This window comes from Achromobacter sp. 1011811831, from assembly GCF_059760905.1.
Window position 1 is genome coordinate 1 of the sequence record NZ_JCBANG010000121.1, and the last position, 14837, is coordinate 14837.

Sequence of the window (14837 nt, forward strand, 5' to 3'; positions counted from 1 at the left end):
GGGGCGGCCTGGGCCGCCCCGGACGCCGGCCGCGCCGGCTTCAGCGGATCGAGGTCTTCAGCATGGCGTCGCGCGCATGCCGCTCGCGCGCCAGCTCGATCAGCCGGGTGACCAGTTCCGGGTAGCTCATGCCGCTGGCCTGCCACAGCTTGGGGTACATGCTGATGCGGGTGAAGCCGGGCAGGGTGTTGACCTCGTTGACGATGACCTGGCCGTCCGGCGTCAGGAACACGTCGACCCGCGCCAGGCCCGCGCATTCCAGCGCGCGGAAGGCATCCAGCGCCACGCCTCGGATCGTCTCGCTGGCTTGTGCGCTGATGTCCGCAGGCACCACCACGGCGGCGCCGTCTTCGTCGATGTACTTGGTGTCGTAGGAATAGAACTCGTCGCGCAGCACGATCTCGCCGCAGGCGCTGGCCTGCGGGTCGTCATTGCCCAACACGGCGCATTCGATCTCGCGGCCGACGATGGCCTGTTCCACCAGCACCTTGTGGTCGAATTGCAGCGCCAGCGCCATGGCCTGCGTGAACTCGGCTTCGTTGCGCACCTTGCTCACGCCCACGGAGGATCCCATGTTGGCGGGCTTGACGAACAGCACCGGGCCGAGGCGGGCGGCCAGCTCGGCGTAGCGGGCGCGCGCGGCGGTGGCGCGGGTATAGGATTCGAACGGCGCCACGGCGAGGCCGGCGGCCTGCAGCACGCGCTTGGTCATGGCCTTGTCCATGCACAGCGCCGAGCCCAGCACGTCCGAGCCCACGAAAGGCAGGTTGGCCAGGCGCAGCATGCCCTGCAGCGAGCCGTCCTCGCCCAGCGTGCCGTGCACGATGGGGAAGATCACGTCGATCTGGCCCAAGGCCGGCGCCGCTCCGCCGGCGCCCACCAGCTGGCGTTCCTGCTTGCCGGGCACCAGCGCGACTTCGACATTGCTTCGATTCAGCGCGATCAGGGCGGGATCCTCGGCATGGAGCAGATAGTTCGAGGCGTCGTTGACGTGCCACTGGCCCTGCTTGTCGATGCCGATCAGCACGGCTTCGTAGCGCTCCTTGTCCAGCGCGTCGACGATGTTCCTGGCCGATTGCAGCGACACCTCATGCTCCGCCGACTTGCCGCCGAAAATGATGCCTACCCGGGTCTTGCCGCTCATTGCCGTTCGTCCTTTTCTCGTATAGGGGAATTTTATCGGAGCGGCATATTATCCCCGCGCGCCGGCGGGCGGATGCCGGATCTTGCGCATTGTGATGAAGTGCACAGTCCTGTTTCAACATAGACAATCTTTTCTAGAAAAGTTATTCTAGAAAAAACGTTCTAGATAAAACCTCGCTTTCCCCGGAAGCTCGCCATGCCCGCCAAGTCGCCTCCCCCCGCCAAACCCACCAGCGCCGAACTCGACGTGTTGCAGGCCATCTGGGAAACCGGGCCCGCCACGGTCAAGCAGGTCCACGCCCACATGGCGGCGGAACGCGAGGACCTGAGCCATGCCAATGTGCTCAGGCAGATGCAGATCATGCATGGCAAGGGTCTGCTGACGCGCGACGAGAGCGAGCGTTCGCACGTCTATGCGGCCGCGCAGAGCCAGAAGGCCACGCAGGGCGGCCTGCTGAAGGATCTGATCCGCAAGGCTTTCGCCGGATCGGGCAAGGCGCTGGTGCTGGCTGCCCTGCGCGAAGGGCATGTGAGCAAGCGCGACCGGGCCGAGATCGAGGCGCTGCTGCGCGAGGAAAGCAAGGACGAGCCGCGCGGGGACAAGCGGTGAGCGGGTTGCTGCTGGGCGGCGCCTGGGCGCTGGGCACGGCCTTGCCGGCGTTTCTCTGGCAAGCCTTGGGCATCCATTGCGCCATGGCCGCGCTGCTGTCGCTGACCCGGCCGCGGGATGCGCGGCTGCGCTACGCGCTGTGCTGCGCCGGGCTGCTGCTGTGCGTGGCGGTGTTCGTCGCCGATGTGGCGCATGCCTATCGCGCGCTGTCGGCGACGGGGCCGGCGGACGCCGCGTCGCCGCTCTGGTCCGGAGCCTGGCCGCTGTGGTTTGCCCTGGCCTGGCTGGGCGGCGCGGCGCTGGCCGCGTTGCGCGTCTGGGCCGGCATGGCGTGGCTGCGGCGCCTGCTGCGCGCCAGCCAGCCCTGGACGGACGCGGCCTGGCAGGCGCGCGTGGCCGGCCTGGCGCGCCGCATGCGCCTGCGGCGGGAGGTGGGCCTGCGTCTCGTGCGGGGGCTGTCCACGCCGGTGACGGCCGGCTGGTTCAAGCCGGTGCTGCTGGTGCCGGCGAACCTGGTCACGGGCATGCCGCCGGACCTGCTGGAGGCGTTGCTGGCCCATGAACTGGCCCATGTCCGCCGGCACGATTATCTGGTGAACGTGCTGCAGTTCGCGGCCGAGATCCTGTTGTTCTTCCATCCCACGGTCTGGTGGCTGTCGCGGCGCATCCGTGTCGAGCGCGAACGGATCGCGGACGACATGGCCGCCGCGCTTATCGGCCAACCGCGCCGGCTGGCGCTTGCCTTGAACGCCTTGAGCCGGGACGCCGACGACGCGCCCGCGCCGGTGGCGCCGGGCGCGCGCGACGGCGACCTGCTGGACCGGATACGCCGCCTGACCCGGCCCGACAGCCTGCCGGCGCGCCGTGCCGTGGCCATGCCGGCGCTGGCCGCCATGCTGGCCGTGGCGATCGCCGGCGCCGGGGTCCAGGCCGGTCCGACGGACGACGGCCGCGCCGACGCGGCCCGCCGGGCGCTGGCGCAATTACCGGGCATCGACGCCCTGATCCAGTCCAGTGGCGCCTCCCATGTGCTGGTGCTGGACGCGCGTTCGGGCGACACGCTGGTCGGGGTGGCCGAGAACGAGGCGGTGCCCATCGCCTCGCTGACCAAGCTGATGACGGCGATGGTGCTGCTGGACGCGGCGCCCGACCTGTCCCAGCCGGTCCGCATCGACGAGCGCGACGCCGAGGCGGCGCGGGGCGGGGCGTGGCAGCTGCCAGTGGGGGCGGTCGCCCCGTTGGACACCATGCTGAAGCTGGCCTTGATGTCGTCGGACAATCGCGCCGCGCACGCGCTGGCGCGCAGCTATCCGGGCGGCGAGGCGGCTTTCGCGCGGGCCCTGCGGCGCAAGGCCGCCGCGCTGGGGCTGGAACACGCCCGCTTCGAGGACGCCATGGGGATCTCGCCGTCCAATCGCGCCAGCGCCGCCGATATCGGCAGGATCGTGAGCGCCGCCACGGCCTATCCGCAGATCGCGCTGGACACTACGTCGCTGGACGAGTCCGTGAGCATGGGTGTCGGCGCGATCCAGTACCGCAATACCAATCCGCTGGTCGGACGGCAGGGCTGGGACATCCGCCTGTCCAAGACCGCGACGTCGGCCGAGGCCGGACGCTGCCTGGCCATGCGGGTGCAGGCCGGCGGCCGCGAGCTCACGCTGGTGCTGCTGAACGGGCGGGCATTGCCCGCCTGAGCGGCCGGCCGCGCCCCGCGCGGCTGCCCTGACGAATTTCCAACCACGCTTCATTCACCATGCCTACACGCAGCCCCTTGCGCGCGCTCGCCGCCGCGCTGTCTCTTTCCGCCCTTTGCCTGCCCGCGCAGGCCCGCATGCTCTGCACCGTCGTGGCCGACGTCGCGGACGGACGCATCGTGTTTCAGGATGGCACGCAGGGCGCCTGCGCGGCCCGCTATACGCCCGCGTCGACCTTCAAGCTCGCCATCGCCCTGATGGGCTACGACGCCGGCATCCTGCAGGACGCGCATGCGCCCGTGTGGGAGTACCAGCCGAGCTACCCTGACTGGGGCGGCGATGACTGGCGCAAGCCTGTCGATCCGACGCGCTGGATCAAGTACTCCGTCTTCTGGTATTCGCAGCAGATCGGCGAGAAGCTGGGCCTGGCGCGCCTGCAGCAATACACGACCGCGTTTGGCTACGGCAACCAGGATGTGTCGGGCCATCCGGGCAAGAACAACGGCACGCAGGGCGCATGGCACGTATCGTCGCTGCGGATCTCGCCGCTGGAACAGCTCGATTTCCTGCGCAGGCTGGCCAGGCGGCAACTGCCGGTCAAGCCGCAGGCCTATGACATGGCCGAGATCCTGTTCGATGCCGGCGTCAACGTGGATGGCTGGAAGATCCATGGCAAGACGGGCACGGGATCGCCGGGCAGCTTCGGCGATTACGACCGCGAACACGCCTATGGCTGGTATGTGGGCTGGGCCCGCAAGAACGGTCGCGAGCTGGTCTTTGCCCGCCTGATCCAGGACGAGAAGGCGGCGACGCCGAACACCGGCATGCGCGCGCGCGAGCAGGTGCTGGCCGGGTTGCCGGGCTGGCTGGGCGCGGCCGGACAGCGGTGAGGCCGCGATGATCGCCCAGGTGCGCGATGCGCGGATCGACATGCTGCGCGGCGTGTCCATCCTGCTGGTGCTGCTGCACCACTTCAACATTCCCTATTCGTTGAAGGACACGGGGCTGGCCGCGCTGCTCGGCTGGCCGTTCCTGCACGCGCTCGCGCGCAACGGCAACTATGGCGTGACGATGTTCTTCGTGGTGTCGGGTTTCCTGATCACGCGCAACGCGCTGGACCGTTGGGGCGGGCTGGACCGCATCCGGCCTGCGGAGTTCTACGCCTTGCGGGCGGCGCGCATCCTGCCCTGCCTGCTGCTGGCCTTGCTGACGGTCGATGCGCTGGCCCTGGCCGGCATGCCGATCTTCGGCAACCGGGCGGACGCGGCCGTGTCGCTGTGGACGGTCAATGCCGCCGCGCTGACGGCCTGGGTGAACGTGCTGATCATTGAGCACGGCTGGATCAACTATCCGCTGGGCGTGCTGTGGTCGCTGTCCGTCGAGATGGCGTTCTACCTGCTGTTTCCGCTGGCCTGCCTGGCGCTGCGCAGGGGCTGGGCGCTGGCCGCGCTGGCGGCGGGGCTCATCGTCGCGGGGCCGCTGTACCGCCTGGCCAGCCAGGGCGAGGCCGGGGCGTATCTGTATGGCTATGCGGCCTGCTTCGACGCCATCGCCATGGGCTGCTGCGCCGCCGTGCTGGCGCGGCGCGGCCGGTTCGCCGTCCTTGGGCGTCCGGCCGTGCGCGCGATCATCGGCGCGGCCATGGCGGCGCTGTACCTGGCCTGGCCCATCGGCCAGAGCAATGTGCCGGGCACGACGGCGATGGCGTTCGCCACGGCCTTGCTGCTGCTGGGCGCCACGGCGGCGTCGGTGGCGCACGCCTGGCCCTTGCGCGCGCTGGCCGCCTGCGGCCGGCTCAGCTACGAGATCTACCTGTTCCACCTGGTGGTGCTGGGCCTGATCCGGGGCTGGGCGCCGCCGGCGCTGGCGGCGGGCGACGCGCGGCTCGCGCTGTTTGCTGTCTATCTGGCGGCGTCCTGCGCGGCCGGCTGGCTGGTGGCGCGGCTGTGGTCGGAGCCGGCCAACGCCGCGCTGCGCTTGCGCGCTAGGGCGTGAACTCGGCGCCGGTGTAGCCGCCGTCGATCTCCAGGCCGCCGGCCAGCCTGCCGGACCAGTCGTCCAGGGCGCGGCGTTCTTCCGCCGTGACGCCGGCGCCCAGCGCCAGGCGCAGCGAGGCCGCCTGTTCCAGGCCGTAGCGGGTGACGGCGCCGACTGCCAGCCGGCCGGCGGCATGGTCGGCGGCGGCCCGTTCCACGCACAGACCGGAGTCGGCCAGCGCCGAGGCCAGATAGACCTGTGGATCGCGCGCCACCCAGTCGACCACGTTGCCGATCTGCCAGATGCCTGTTTCTCGGCAGGCGCGCGACACGCCGTCGCGGCCGCCGTCCATCATGGCGAAGACCACGCGCGCGTCGCGCGCGGCCAGCGCCCGGGTCCATTCGTGCGCCAGCTCGGGATCATGCTGGTTGCCGCAGAAGCCGGTGAGCGGATCGCGGCCGGTGGCGCGGCGCACGCCGTCGGCATAGGCGGCGCGTCCCTTCAGGCCGGGGCGCACGCGTTCGCCGGACAGGTGGGCCGCGCGGCCGTCCGCCGCGCGCAGGCCGGCCAGCACGCCGGCCAGGAAGGCGCTGTGTTCCTGCAGGATTTCGTAGGACGCGACGTTGGGCGCGGTCAGGCTGCCCTGGGTGACGGCGAACTGCGTGCGCGGAAAGCGCGGCGCCACATCGGCCACGGGCGCATCGCCCTGGCCGCCATGCGCGATCAGCAGGTCCAGCCCCGGGGCGCACAGCGCGGCGATGCGCGCGGCGCGAGCTTGCGGATCGGTATCGGCGATCCATTCGATCCGCAGCGGCTGGCCGGAGCGCTCGGCGCGGCGCGCGCCCTCGACCGCGGCTTCGTTGAAGCCGCCTCGGCCCGCATGGCCGAACAGCGCCAGCACGCGGCGGGCGCTCACAGGCCGGCTCCGGTGGCGCGCACCACGGGTTCCCAGGCCTGGGCCTGGCGGCGCACGAAGTCGGTGAATTCGGCGGGGGACTTGTCGGCCAGCACGAAGCCCTGGCCCTCCAGTTTTTCGCGCAAGGCCGGCTCGCGCAGCACGGCCGTCAACTCGGCGTGCAGCCGCTGGCGCACCGCGTCGGGCAGGCCGGCCGGGCCGGACAGGCCGATGAAGTTCTCGGCCACCAGCCCCGGCAGGCCCAGCTCGCCCACGGCGGGTATGTCCGGCGCCTGCGGCACGCGCCGCTCGGTGGTGACGGCCAGCAGCCGCAGCTGGCCGGAGCGCAGATAGGGCAGGTTCTGCGGCAGCGCGTCCACGGCGAAGCGGATCTGTCCGCCCAGCAGGTCGTTGCGCATCGCGCCCGAGCCCTTGTACGGGATGTGCTGCAGCGGCGCGCCGGTGGCGCGCGCATAGAGTTCGCCGACGATCTGGCCGACCGAGGCCAGGCCGCCGCTGCCGAACTGCACCGGCTGGTCCTGGGCCTTGATCCAGGCGGTCAGCTCGGCCAGCGTGGCGACGGGCACGGACGGATGGGTGACGAAGGCGGTGGGCACCGCGCCGATATAGGCCAGGTGATCGAAGCTGGCCAGCGCGTCGTAGCCATGGCCGGGCATCAGCGCGGGCGAGATCGACAGCGGCGCCGAGTTCGACATGAGTAGCGTGTAGCCGTCGGCGGGCGCCTGCGCTACCAGCGCGGCGCCGATGGTCGAGCCTGCGCCGGGCTTGTTCTCGATGACCACGGGCTGGCCCAGCCGCTCGGCCAGCGCGGGCGCGATCAGCCGCGCGGCGATGTCGCTGGCGCCGCCGGGCGGGAAGGTGACAACCAGCCGCAGCGGGCGCGCGGGCCACGCGGCCGTGGCGGCGCGCCCGATGCGCGGACGCGCCAGGGGCAGCGCGAGCGCGCTGGCGATCATGAAGCGGCGTCGGGAGATGGGCATGCGGATTTCCTGCGTGGCGGCCCTGGGGGGGCAAAGGGCCGTACTGTAGGAAAGCGCCGCCGGGCAGACAAAGAATTTGTCGCCGTATGCTTATGTCGCGGGCATGAGCGTATGCGCGCGCGGGCATAAGGCGCGCGTCCTTGCGCATGCCCGCAAGGACGCGGGGCCGCCGGGCGGACCGGCGGCCGGGCGTGGCATCAACTGCCCTGGCGCGCCTGCAGCATGTAGTCGACGGTCAGGTTCGACAGCGCGCGCACGCCGTTGATCAGGCCGGACTCATCCACGTAGAAGCGCGGCGAGTGGTTGGGCGCGGCCTTGTCCACGTCGGTGCCCTTGGGCGTGACGCCCAGGTAGAAGAACAGGCCCGGCACTTTCTGCTGGTAGAACGAGAAGTCCTCCGACGCGGTGGACTTGGGCTGCAGGCCGTAATTGCCTTCGCCGGCCACGCGGCGCAGCGTGGGGCCCATCTGCTCGGTCAGCGCCGGCGGGTTGACGGTGGCGTTGTACAGCTCCACCACGCGCACGTCGGCCTTGGCGCCGGCGCTTTGCGCGATCATGTCGGCGGTGCGCGCGATGCGCTGGTGGATGTCCTTCTTCATGCCTTCGTCGTAGGTCCGGATGGTGCCGGTCATGGCAACGTTGTCGGGCACGATGTTCATGCGGTTGCCGCCGTGGATCGCGCCCACGGTGATGACGGCCGGCTCCAGCATGCTGTTGATCTGGCGGCTGGGAATGGTCTGCAGGCCCAGGATGATCTGCGAGCTGACCACGATGGGATCGATGCCGGACCAGGGCCGCGCGCCGTGCGTCTGCTTGCCGGTGACGTCGATCCAGAACTGGTCGGCGGCGGACATCGCCGGGCCGCTGCGCCAGGCCAGCCAGCCGGCCGGATAGGCGCTGGAGGCGTGCAGGCCGAAGATGGCGTCGACCTTGGGATTTTCCATCACGCCTTCCTGCACCATCATCTTGGCGCCCCAGATCTTCTTGCCGTCGGGCTCGAAGTCGGCGGGGCTTTCCTCGGCGGGCTGGAAGATGAACTTCACGCTGCCGGGCAGCTCGTCCTTCATGCCGGCCAGCACCTCGGCCGTGGCCATCAGGATGGCGGTGTGCGTGTCGTGGCCGCAGGCGTGCATCACGTCCACTTCCTTGCCCAGGTAGGTGCCCTTGGCCTTGGACGCGAAGGGCAGGTCCACCTGTTCCTTGACCGGTAGCGCGTCCATGTCCGCGCGCAGCGCCACCACCGGGCCGGGCTTGCCGCCCTTGAGCACGGCGACCACGCCGGTCACGGCCACGCCGGTCTTCACTTCCATGCCCAGTGCGCGCAGATGGTCGGCCACGAGCTTGGCGGTGCGTGTTTCCTGGTTGCCCAGTTCCGGATGCTGGTGGATGTCGCGGCGCCAGGCGATGAGCTTGTCCTCGATGGCCTTGGCGCGCTGGTCGATCTGCGCGGCCAGCGCCGCATTGGGCGCGGGCGCCAGCGGGCCCTGGGTGCCGGGCGCGCCTTGCGCGGCGGCCGGGCCGGACCAGGCCAGGTGCGCGGCCAGGGCCAGCGGGGCAAGGCGGAACAGGATGTTGCGATGGTGCATGAAGGTCTCCTCTTTGTCGGTCTGCGGGTTGCGCTTGTTGTCGTCAACGTGTGCCCGTTAACGTGTTATTGGCCGCCGAGCTTACCGGAGCGGCGACGCGTCGTAGCGCGTTGTTACCGATGCTTAAGAAGAGGGGGGCTTAAATTCCGGGCCTTGAAATCTCTGTGCGCGATCAGGCGCCGGCCGCGCCGGCAAGCGGGGTTTTTCGCCGAGGCGCGGTGGCGCGGTTTCAGGCCGCGCGCAGCGCCGGCTTCTCGCCGCGAGCCGCCAGCGCGAGCATGACGGCGGCCGCCAGCGAGGCCGCGCCCGCCACCGCCATCGCGAGGCTGAAGCCGCCGGCGAGCGCGTCGGCCAGCAGGGCGCGCGCGCCGTCCGCCGCCACGGGCAGCTCGTGGCGCATCACGGCGGCGCGCGCCAGCGCCAGCGCATCGGGCAGTCCCTGGCGCGACAGCGCGGCCTTGAGCGCATCCACCGCGCGGGCGCTCATCAGCGCGCCGAGCAGCGCGATGCCAATGGTCATGCCGCTCTGGCGCAGCGCGTTCATGGTGGCCGAGGCCATGCCGGAACGCTCGCGCGGCACGGTGGCCATCACGGCCATGCTGGTGGCGGGCAGCGCCAGCCCGGAGCCCACGCCCAGCAGCGCCATCAGCGCGCAGGTCAGTGCGTAGGGCGTATGCGCGTCCAGGCCGGTCATGCCCAGCATGGCCGCGCCGATCAGCGCGTAGCCTGCGATCATCAGCCGGGGCAGGCCGAAGCGCGGATTGAGTTTGCCGAACACGGTGGACGCGATGCCGGAGGCGATGAATTGCGGCGCCAGCTGCGAACCGGCGGCCAGCGGCGACAGGCCCTGCACCTGTTGCAGGTAGAGCGAGAAGAAGAACAGGTTGCTGTAGCCGGAGAAGCCCAGCACGAAGGACGCGAAGTTGGTCACCGCATAGCCGCGGTCGCGGAACATGCCCAGCGGCAGCACCGGCCGGCGCGCGCGCAGTTCCACGGCCAGGAAGGCCGCGAGGCCGGCGGCCGCCAGCGTCAGCGCGAGGCCGGCCGGACGCGAGCCCCAGCCATGCTCGCCCGCGGCGATCAGGCCATAGGCCAGCGCGCCCAGCCAGACCACGCTCAAGGCCTGGCCCAGCGGATCGAAGGCGGCGTGTTCGGGATGGGCGCTTTCGCGGATGCTCCACATGCCCAGCGCCACCGCCAGCGCGCCCAGCGGCAGGTTGATGAGGAAGATGCTCTGCCAGCTGAAGTGCGCCACCAGCACGCCGCCCAGCACCGGGCCGGCGATCAGCGCGGTGGCGTTGCTGGACGCCCAGATGCCGATGGCCTGGGCCCGCTCGCGCGGATCGGGAAAGGCCTGCGTCAACAGCGACAGCGCGCCCGGTATCAGCAGCGCGCCGGCCACGCCCTGCACGGCACGCCCCGCCAGCAGCATGGGCAGGCCGCCGGCCAGCCCGCACATGGCCGACCCGACGACGAACAGCAGCACGCCGGCCAGCCAGGAACGCTTGCGCCCATAGCGGTCGCCCAGCGGCCCGGCCGACAGGATGAAGGCCGACAGGCACAGCGCATAGGCGTCCACCACCCATTGCAGTCCGGCCATGTCGGTGCGCAACGCCGCCTGCATGGCGGGCAGGGCGACGTTGACGATGCTGATGTCCAGGGTGGCGACGAAGCTGCCGAGATTGACGGCGACGAGCAGGGCGCGGCGGCGGGAAGCGTGCATGGCGGAAAGCGTGCAGCGAGTTATGGAAGCCCCTATTCTATTTTTCGACTGACCGCCGGTCAATGGATTTGATAATAATTCTCAACAAGCTGAACAGAAGCTTGCAAGCCCCACGAATCCATACCTATTCACTTCACAGCAGTCGCCCCTGGCGGCACATCGCCGCTAGCGGGGCCGCGCGGAGCCGGCTTTGCCGGTCCGCAGCGGCGCCCCTTGAGGGGGAAGCGCGTAGCGCTTGGGGGTGGGTTCATCCCTCCGGTCCGCAGCGGCGCCCCCTTGAGGGGGGAGCGCGTAGCGCTCGGGGGTGGGCCTATATCTTTGCATCCATGCTGTTGTCGGCCAGCGCCTGCGCCTGTTCCCGCGACATGCCCAGGTGCTCGTACAGCGCGTGGAAGTTCTCGTTGACGTAGCCACCGAAATAGGCAGGGTCGTCGGAGTTGACCGTGACCTTCACGCCCGCGTCCAGCAGCGACAGGATGTTGTGCTCGCGCATGTGCTGGAACACGCGCAGGCGGGTGTTCGACAGCGGACAGACGGTCAGCGGGATCTGCTCGTCGATCAGGCGGGCGATCAGGCGCGGGTCTTCGGCCGCGCGCACGCCGTGGTCGATGCGCCGCACCTTGAGCAGGTCCAGCGCTTCCCAGATGTATTCGGGCGGGCCTTCCTCGCCCGCGTGGGCCACGGCCGGCAGGCCCTCGGCGCGGGCACGGTCGAACACGCGCTGGAACAGACGCGGCGGAAAGCCCTTCTCGCTGCTGTCCAGGCCGACCGCGATGAAGGCGTCGCGGTAGGGCAGGGCCTGTTCCAGCGTGCGCATGGCGGCTTCCTCGGGCAGGTGGCGCAGGAAGCTCAGGATCAGGCCGCTGCTCACGCCCAGCTGCTTGCGGCCGTCTTCCAGCGCCTGGCTGATGCCGTTGAGGACGGTCTCGAAGGGCACGCCTCGGTCGGTATGCGTCTGCGGATCGAAGAAGGGCTCGGTGTGCACCACGTTCTGCTCGCGGCACTTCAGCAGGTAGGCCCAGGTCAGGTCGTAGAAGTCCTGCTCGGTGCGCAGCACGTCGGCGCCGCGGTAGTAGAGGTCCAGGAATTCCTGCAGATTGTTGTAGTTGTACGCCTGGCGCAGCGATTCGACGTCGGGCCAGGGCAGCGCCACGCCGTTGCGTTGCGCCAGGCTGAACAGCAGCTCGGGTTCCAGCGACCCCTCCAGGTGCATGTGCAGTTCCGCTTTGGGCAGGGCGTTCAGCCAGTCGTACATAGGGGCTCCGGTCTTCGGGTAAGGCGTGGGGATGTGCGCGCCGCTGGCGGCAGGCAAGGCCGCGATCATATCCGGAATGGGATGACGGCCATGGGCGCGGACCCGTCCGCGCCGCGCGTCGCGAGGCGGGCGGGACGCGGCACGGACCTGCGCCGATTATTCTCCGCGCCGGGGCGCTTGGCAACGCGCGCCGGCGATTCGGATATAGTTCGTCGCCATGAGCCGCCGCGGGCGGCGCCAGCGGGAGCAACCATGATGTCCAGGCAGCAAGCGTCGAGAATCGCGCGTCGCGTGACGGTCGGCGTCGCGCTGGCCGTCACGCTGGCCGCCTGTGGTTCGTCGCGGTTGGACGGCGTGCCCGTCGATTGGCCCGGCTTTCGCGAGCCGCGCCTGCCGATGGCGCCGTCCGACCCGGCGCAATGCCCGGACCTGGCGGGACCGTATCGCATCCAGGGCGAGTTCAGGACCGGGGAGCGCGACGCATCGCTGGACGACCTGGGCCGCTTCCTGGCGTGGACGCTGTACCTGCCCGGCATGGGCCAGGGCGAGGCCCGCGCCTGGAACCCCGCGCCCGGCGCGTCGGTGGCCTTCGCATCCGACGCCCAGGCCTGGCGGGCGCTGCTGCGGGACGGACGCGGCGGCAAGCTGGAGGGCCGGCTGCCCGATGCCGCGTCGCCCGCCGACGGCCTGGTCGACCCGGCGCGCAACCAGGTGATGCTGGTCTCGGGCTGTGCGCAGGGCCGCCTGTGGATCAGCGCGCGCGAAGACTGGCGCCAGCATGAGTCCCAGGGCGTGCGCCGCCATGTGGCGATGCTGCGGCCGGAAGGCGGCGGCCTGCTGCTGACCGTCAGGCGCGAGTCCGACAGCATCGGCATGCTGCTACCCTGGTACAGCAACGACAGCCGCGTGTCGCAATACTGGTTCGCGCCGGCCGGACCCTGATGAACGCGGCCGGGGCCGCGCGCGACGCCCGCGCGGGCCGCCAGCTGTCTTCCATTTCCTTCGATGTGCCCATGACCGTAAAACGACTGACCTTCTGCGCCGTGCTGTTCCTGTTGTTCGTGCTTGGCGTGACCTGGTTCTGGCGCCAGCTCTACGACACCCGCGCGCCGTCGCTGCGCGGCCAGGTCCAGGGCGAGAACGTCCATATCTATGGCGAATCGCCCCAGCACGACGCCGCCGTCAATCGCGCCTGGCTGGAAGAAGCCAAACGCGGCAATGTCGACGCGCAGTACACCATGGGGCTGATCATGGAACAGAGCGATCGCAGGGAGGCGCTGCGCTGGTACGAGGCCGCCGCCGCCCAGGGTTATCCGGCCGCGATCGAACGCCTGGAACAGCTGCGGGCCAAGCCCGCGCGGCGCTGAGCCTTGTCCAGCGCAAGCCAGGCCCAGGCTTCGGCCGTACCGCTGCAGGCGCGCTTCGTCCACGGCCCGCTGCGCGGACATGTGGTCGAAATGGTGCTGACCGGCTGGGCCAGCATGCTGGCCGTGTTCGCGGTCGAATTCCTGTCCTTGCTGTACCTGGGCACGTTGGGCGACGAGGCGATCCTGGCCGCGGTGGGGTTGGGGTCCATGACGCTGTTCACGGTGACCTCGGTCAGCATCGGCGTCACGGTCGGCGGCGCGGCCATGGTGTCGCGCGCGCTGGGGGCGGGCGACGCACAGGGCGCGCGCCGCCTGGGCGGCGCCGCACTCATCCTGATGACGGCGGCCACGGCCGTGGCGGGGATGCTGTATCTGGTCTTCATCGGCCCTTATGCGGCGGCCGTCGGCCTGGATCCGCAGGTGCGCGGCCATCTGCTGTCCTTTGTCTTCATCTCCACGCCCTTCATGGTGGCGGGCGGGGTGGGCATGATGCTGTCCAACCTGCTGCGCGCCCATGGCCGGGGCCGCCAGTCCATGTGGGTGCTGCTGGCCGGCACCGCCACCGTCGCGCTGCTGGACCCGCTGGTGATCTTCGTCTTCAAGGGCGGCCTGCAGGGCGTGGCCTGGGCCGGCGCCGTCGGACGCCTGGCCACCATGCTGCTGGGCGGCTGGCTGGTGTTCGGACGCCACCAGCTGGTGCGCTGGCCGTCCCGCGCCGAGCTGCGGCCGGCGCTGGCCGCGATCGGCAGGATCGCCGCGCCCGCCGCGCTGACCGGGCTGGCCACGCCGGCGGCGGTGATCTTCGCCGCGTCCACCTATGCCGGCTTTGGCTCCAGCGTGATGGCCGGCGCCACGGTCATGGACCGGGTGCTGCAACTGGCCTATTCGATGTTCTTCGTGCTGCCCGGCGCCATCGGACCGATCCTGGGTCAGAACCTGGGCGCGGGCAACTGGGACCGCATCCGCGAGACAGCCCGGCTGACCGCGAGGCTGGCGCTGGCCTACGGCCTGGGCATGGCCTTGCTGCTGGCGCTGCTGGCGCCGTTCATCGCGGACCTGTTCAAGGTCACCGGCGCCGGCCGCGACCTGGTGGTGTTCTTCTGTCGCTACGCCAGTTTCATCTGGGTGCTGAACAGCTTTTTCTTCGTGGCCGTGGCGGTCTTCAACAACCTGGGCCACGCCGGCTACTCCACCGTCATCAGCTGGCTGCGCGCCACCGTGGGCACCTTGCCGCTGGTCTGGCTGGGCGCCCGGATGGGCGGACCCGAGGGCGTGGTGCTGGGCCAGTCGGCCAGTTTCGCGCTGTTCAGCCTGGTCGCGCTGGCGCTGTGCCGGCGCGTGCTGCGGCGGCCGCCTCCCAGGCCGGCGGCGGCTGCCGCCGGACAGGCCGCGGGCGGTTAGATTTCATCATCGGCACGCGGTACGATCGCGGCTGAGTCCGATTTTTAGGAATGCCATGTCCTTGCGCGCCATTCGTTTTCGAATCGATGCCTTTCCCCAGATCCTGCTGGCCGCCGCGCTGACCGCCGCCGCCGGCGCCGCGCAGGCCCAGCCCGCCTCGGCCACCGGCTCGCGCGCGCAGACGC

The 14837-nt window shown here is 70.6% G+C and carries 13 protein-coding genes; 7 read left to right on the forward strand and 6 right to left on the reverse strand.

Annotated features, from left to right (window positions below):
- Nucleotides 1-40: 40 nt before the first annotated feature.
- Entirely contained in the window at nt 41-1144 is a 1104-nt protein-coding gene (gene ddlA / locus AC6LJ9_RS28070) for a D-alanine--D-alanine ligase (RefSeq protein WP_498150095.1), read from the reverse strand.
- 195 nt (nt 1145-1339) lie between these two features.
- On the opposite strand from ddlA, the gene AC6LJ9_RS28075 reads away from it, so the two are divergent.
- From AC6LJ9_RS28075 to AC6LJ9_RS28090, 4 genes are read left to right on the forward strand one after another with little or no spacing between them, the layout of a single operon-like run.
- Nucleotides 1340-1753, forward strand: coding sequence for a BlaI/MecI/CopY family transcriptional regulator (locus AC6LJ9_RS28075; protein WP_103273771.1), 414 nt, complete (start codon nt 1340-1342; stop codon nt 1751-1753).
- Complete coding sequence (locus tag AC6LJ9_RS28080) at nt 1750-3447, forward strand: M56 family metallopeptidase (protein WP_498150096.1); 1698 nt, start codon at nt 1750-1752, stop codon at nt 3445-3447. The genes AC6LJ9_RS28075 and AC6LJ9_RS28080 overlap by 4 nt, the downstream gene beginning before the upstream one ends.
- Before the next feature lie 59 nt (nt 3448-3506).
- On the forward strand, nt 3507-4337 hold the full coding sequence (blaOXA, locus tag AC6LJ9_RS28085; RefSeq protein ID WP_498150097.1) for an OXA-1238 family class D beta-lactamase: 831 nt from the start codon (nt 3507-3509) through the stop codon (nt 4335-4337).
- A gap of 7 nt (nt 4338-4344) precedes the next feature.
- Nucleotides 4345-5442, forward strand: coding sequence for an acyltransferase family protein (locus AC6LJ9_RS28090; RefSeq protein WP_498150098.1), 1098 nt, complete (start codon nt 4345-4347; stop codon nt 5440-5442).
- Here AC6LJ9_RS28090 and AC6LJ9_RS28095 read toward each other — a convergent pair.
- The 5 genes from AC6LJ9_RS28095 to AC6LJ9_RS28115 form a co-directional block, all read right to left on the reverse strand.
- Complete coding sequence (locus tag AC6LJ9_RS28095; protein WP_498150099.1) at nt 5432-6340, reverse strand: BMP family ABC transporter substrate-binding protein; 909 nt, start codon at nt 6338-6340, stop codon at nt 5432-5434. The genes AC6LJ9_RS28090 and AC6LJ9_RS28095 overlap by 11 nt on opposite strands.
- Nucleotides 6337-7320 (reverse strand): Bug family tripartite tricarboxylate transporter substrate binding protein, encoded by a 984-nt coding sequence (locus AC6LJ9_RS28100; RefSeq protein WP_212321550.1) that lies wholly within the window; start codon nt 7318-7320, stop codon nt 6337-6339. The genes AC6LJ9_RS28095 and AC6LJ9_RS28100 overlap by 4 nt, the downstream gene beginning before the upstream one ends.
- 197 nt (nt 7321-7517) lie before the next feature.
- Nucleotides 7518-8906: an amidohydrolase gene (locus tag AC6LJ9_RS28105; protein ID WP_498150100.1), complete on the reverse strand. Its 1389-nt coding sequence runs from the start codon at nt 8904-8906 to the stop codon at nt 7518-7520.
- Nucleotides 8907-9135: 229 nt separating this feature from the next.
- Nucleotides 9136-10629, reverse strand: a complete 1494-nt coding sequence (locus AC6LJ9_RS28110; RefSeq protein ID WP_498150101.1) for an MFS transporter — start codon at nt 10627-10629, stop codon at nt 9136-9138.
- 310 nt (nt 10630-10939) lie between these two features.
- On the reverse strand, nt 10940-11884 hold the full coding sequence (locus AC6LJ9_RS28115; RefSeq protein WP_498150102.1) for an adenosine deaminase: 945 nt from the start codon (nt 11882-11884) through the stop codon (nt 10940-10942).
- 252 nt (nt 11885-12136) lie between these two features.
- On the opposite strand from AC6LJ9_RS28115, the gene AC6LJ9_RS28120 reads away from it, so the two are divergent.
- The 3 genes from AC6LJ9_RS28120 to AC6LJ9_RS28130 are packed head-to-tail and all read left to right on the forward strand — an operon-like array spanning nt 12137 to nt 14652.
- Nucleotides 12137-12826, forward strand: coding sequence for a hypothetical protein (locus AC6LJ9_RS28120; RefSeq protein ID WP_498150103.1), 690 nt, complete (start codon nt 12137-12139; stop codon nt 12824-12826).
- Complete coding sequence (locus tag AC6LJ9_RS28125; RefSeq protein ID WP_498150104.1) at nt 12826-13251, forward strand: sel1 repeat family protein; 426 nt, start codon at nt 12826-12828, stop codon at nt 13249-13251. The genes AC6LJ9_RS28120 and AC6LJ9_RS28125 overlap by 1 nt, the downstream gene beginning before the upstream one ends.
- A gap of 3 nt (nt 13252-13254) precedes the next feature.
- Nucleotides 13255-14652, forward strand: coding sequence for an MATE family efflux transporter (locus AC6LJ9_RS28130; RefSeq protein ID WP_498150105.1), 1398 nt, complete (start codon nt 13255-13257; stop codon nt 14650-14652).
- Nucleotides 14653-14837 lie beyond the last annotated feature (185 nt).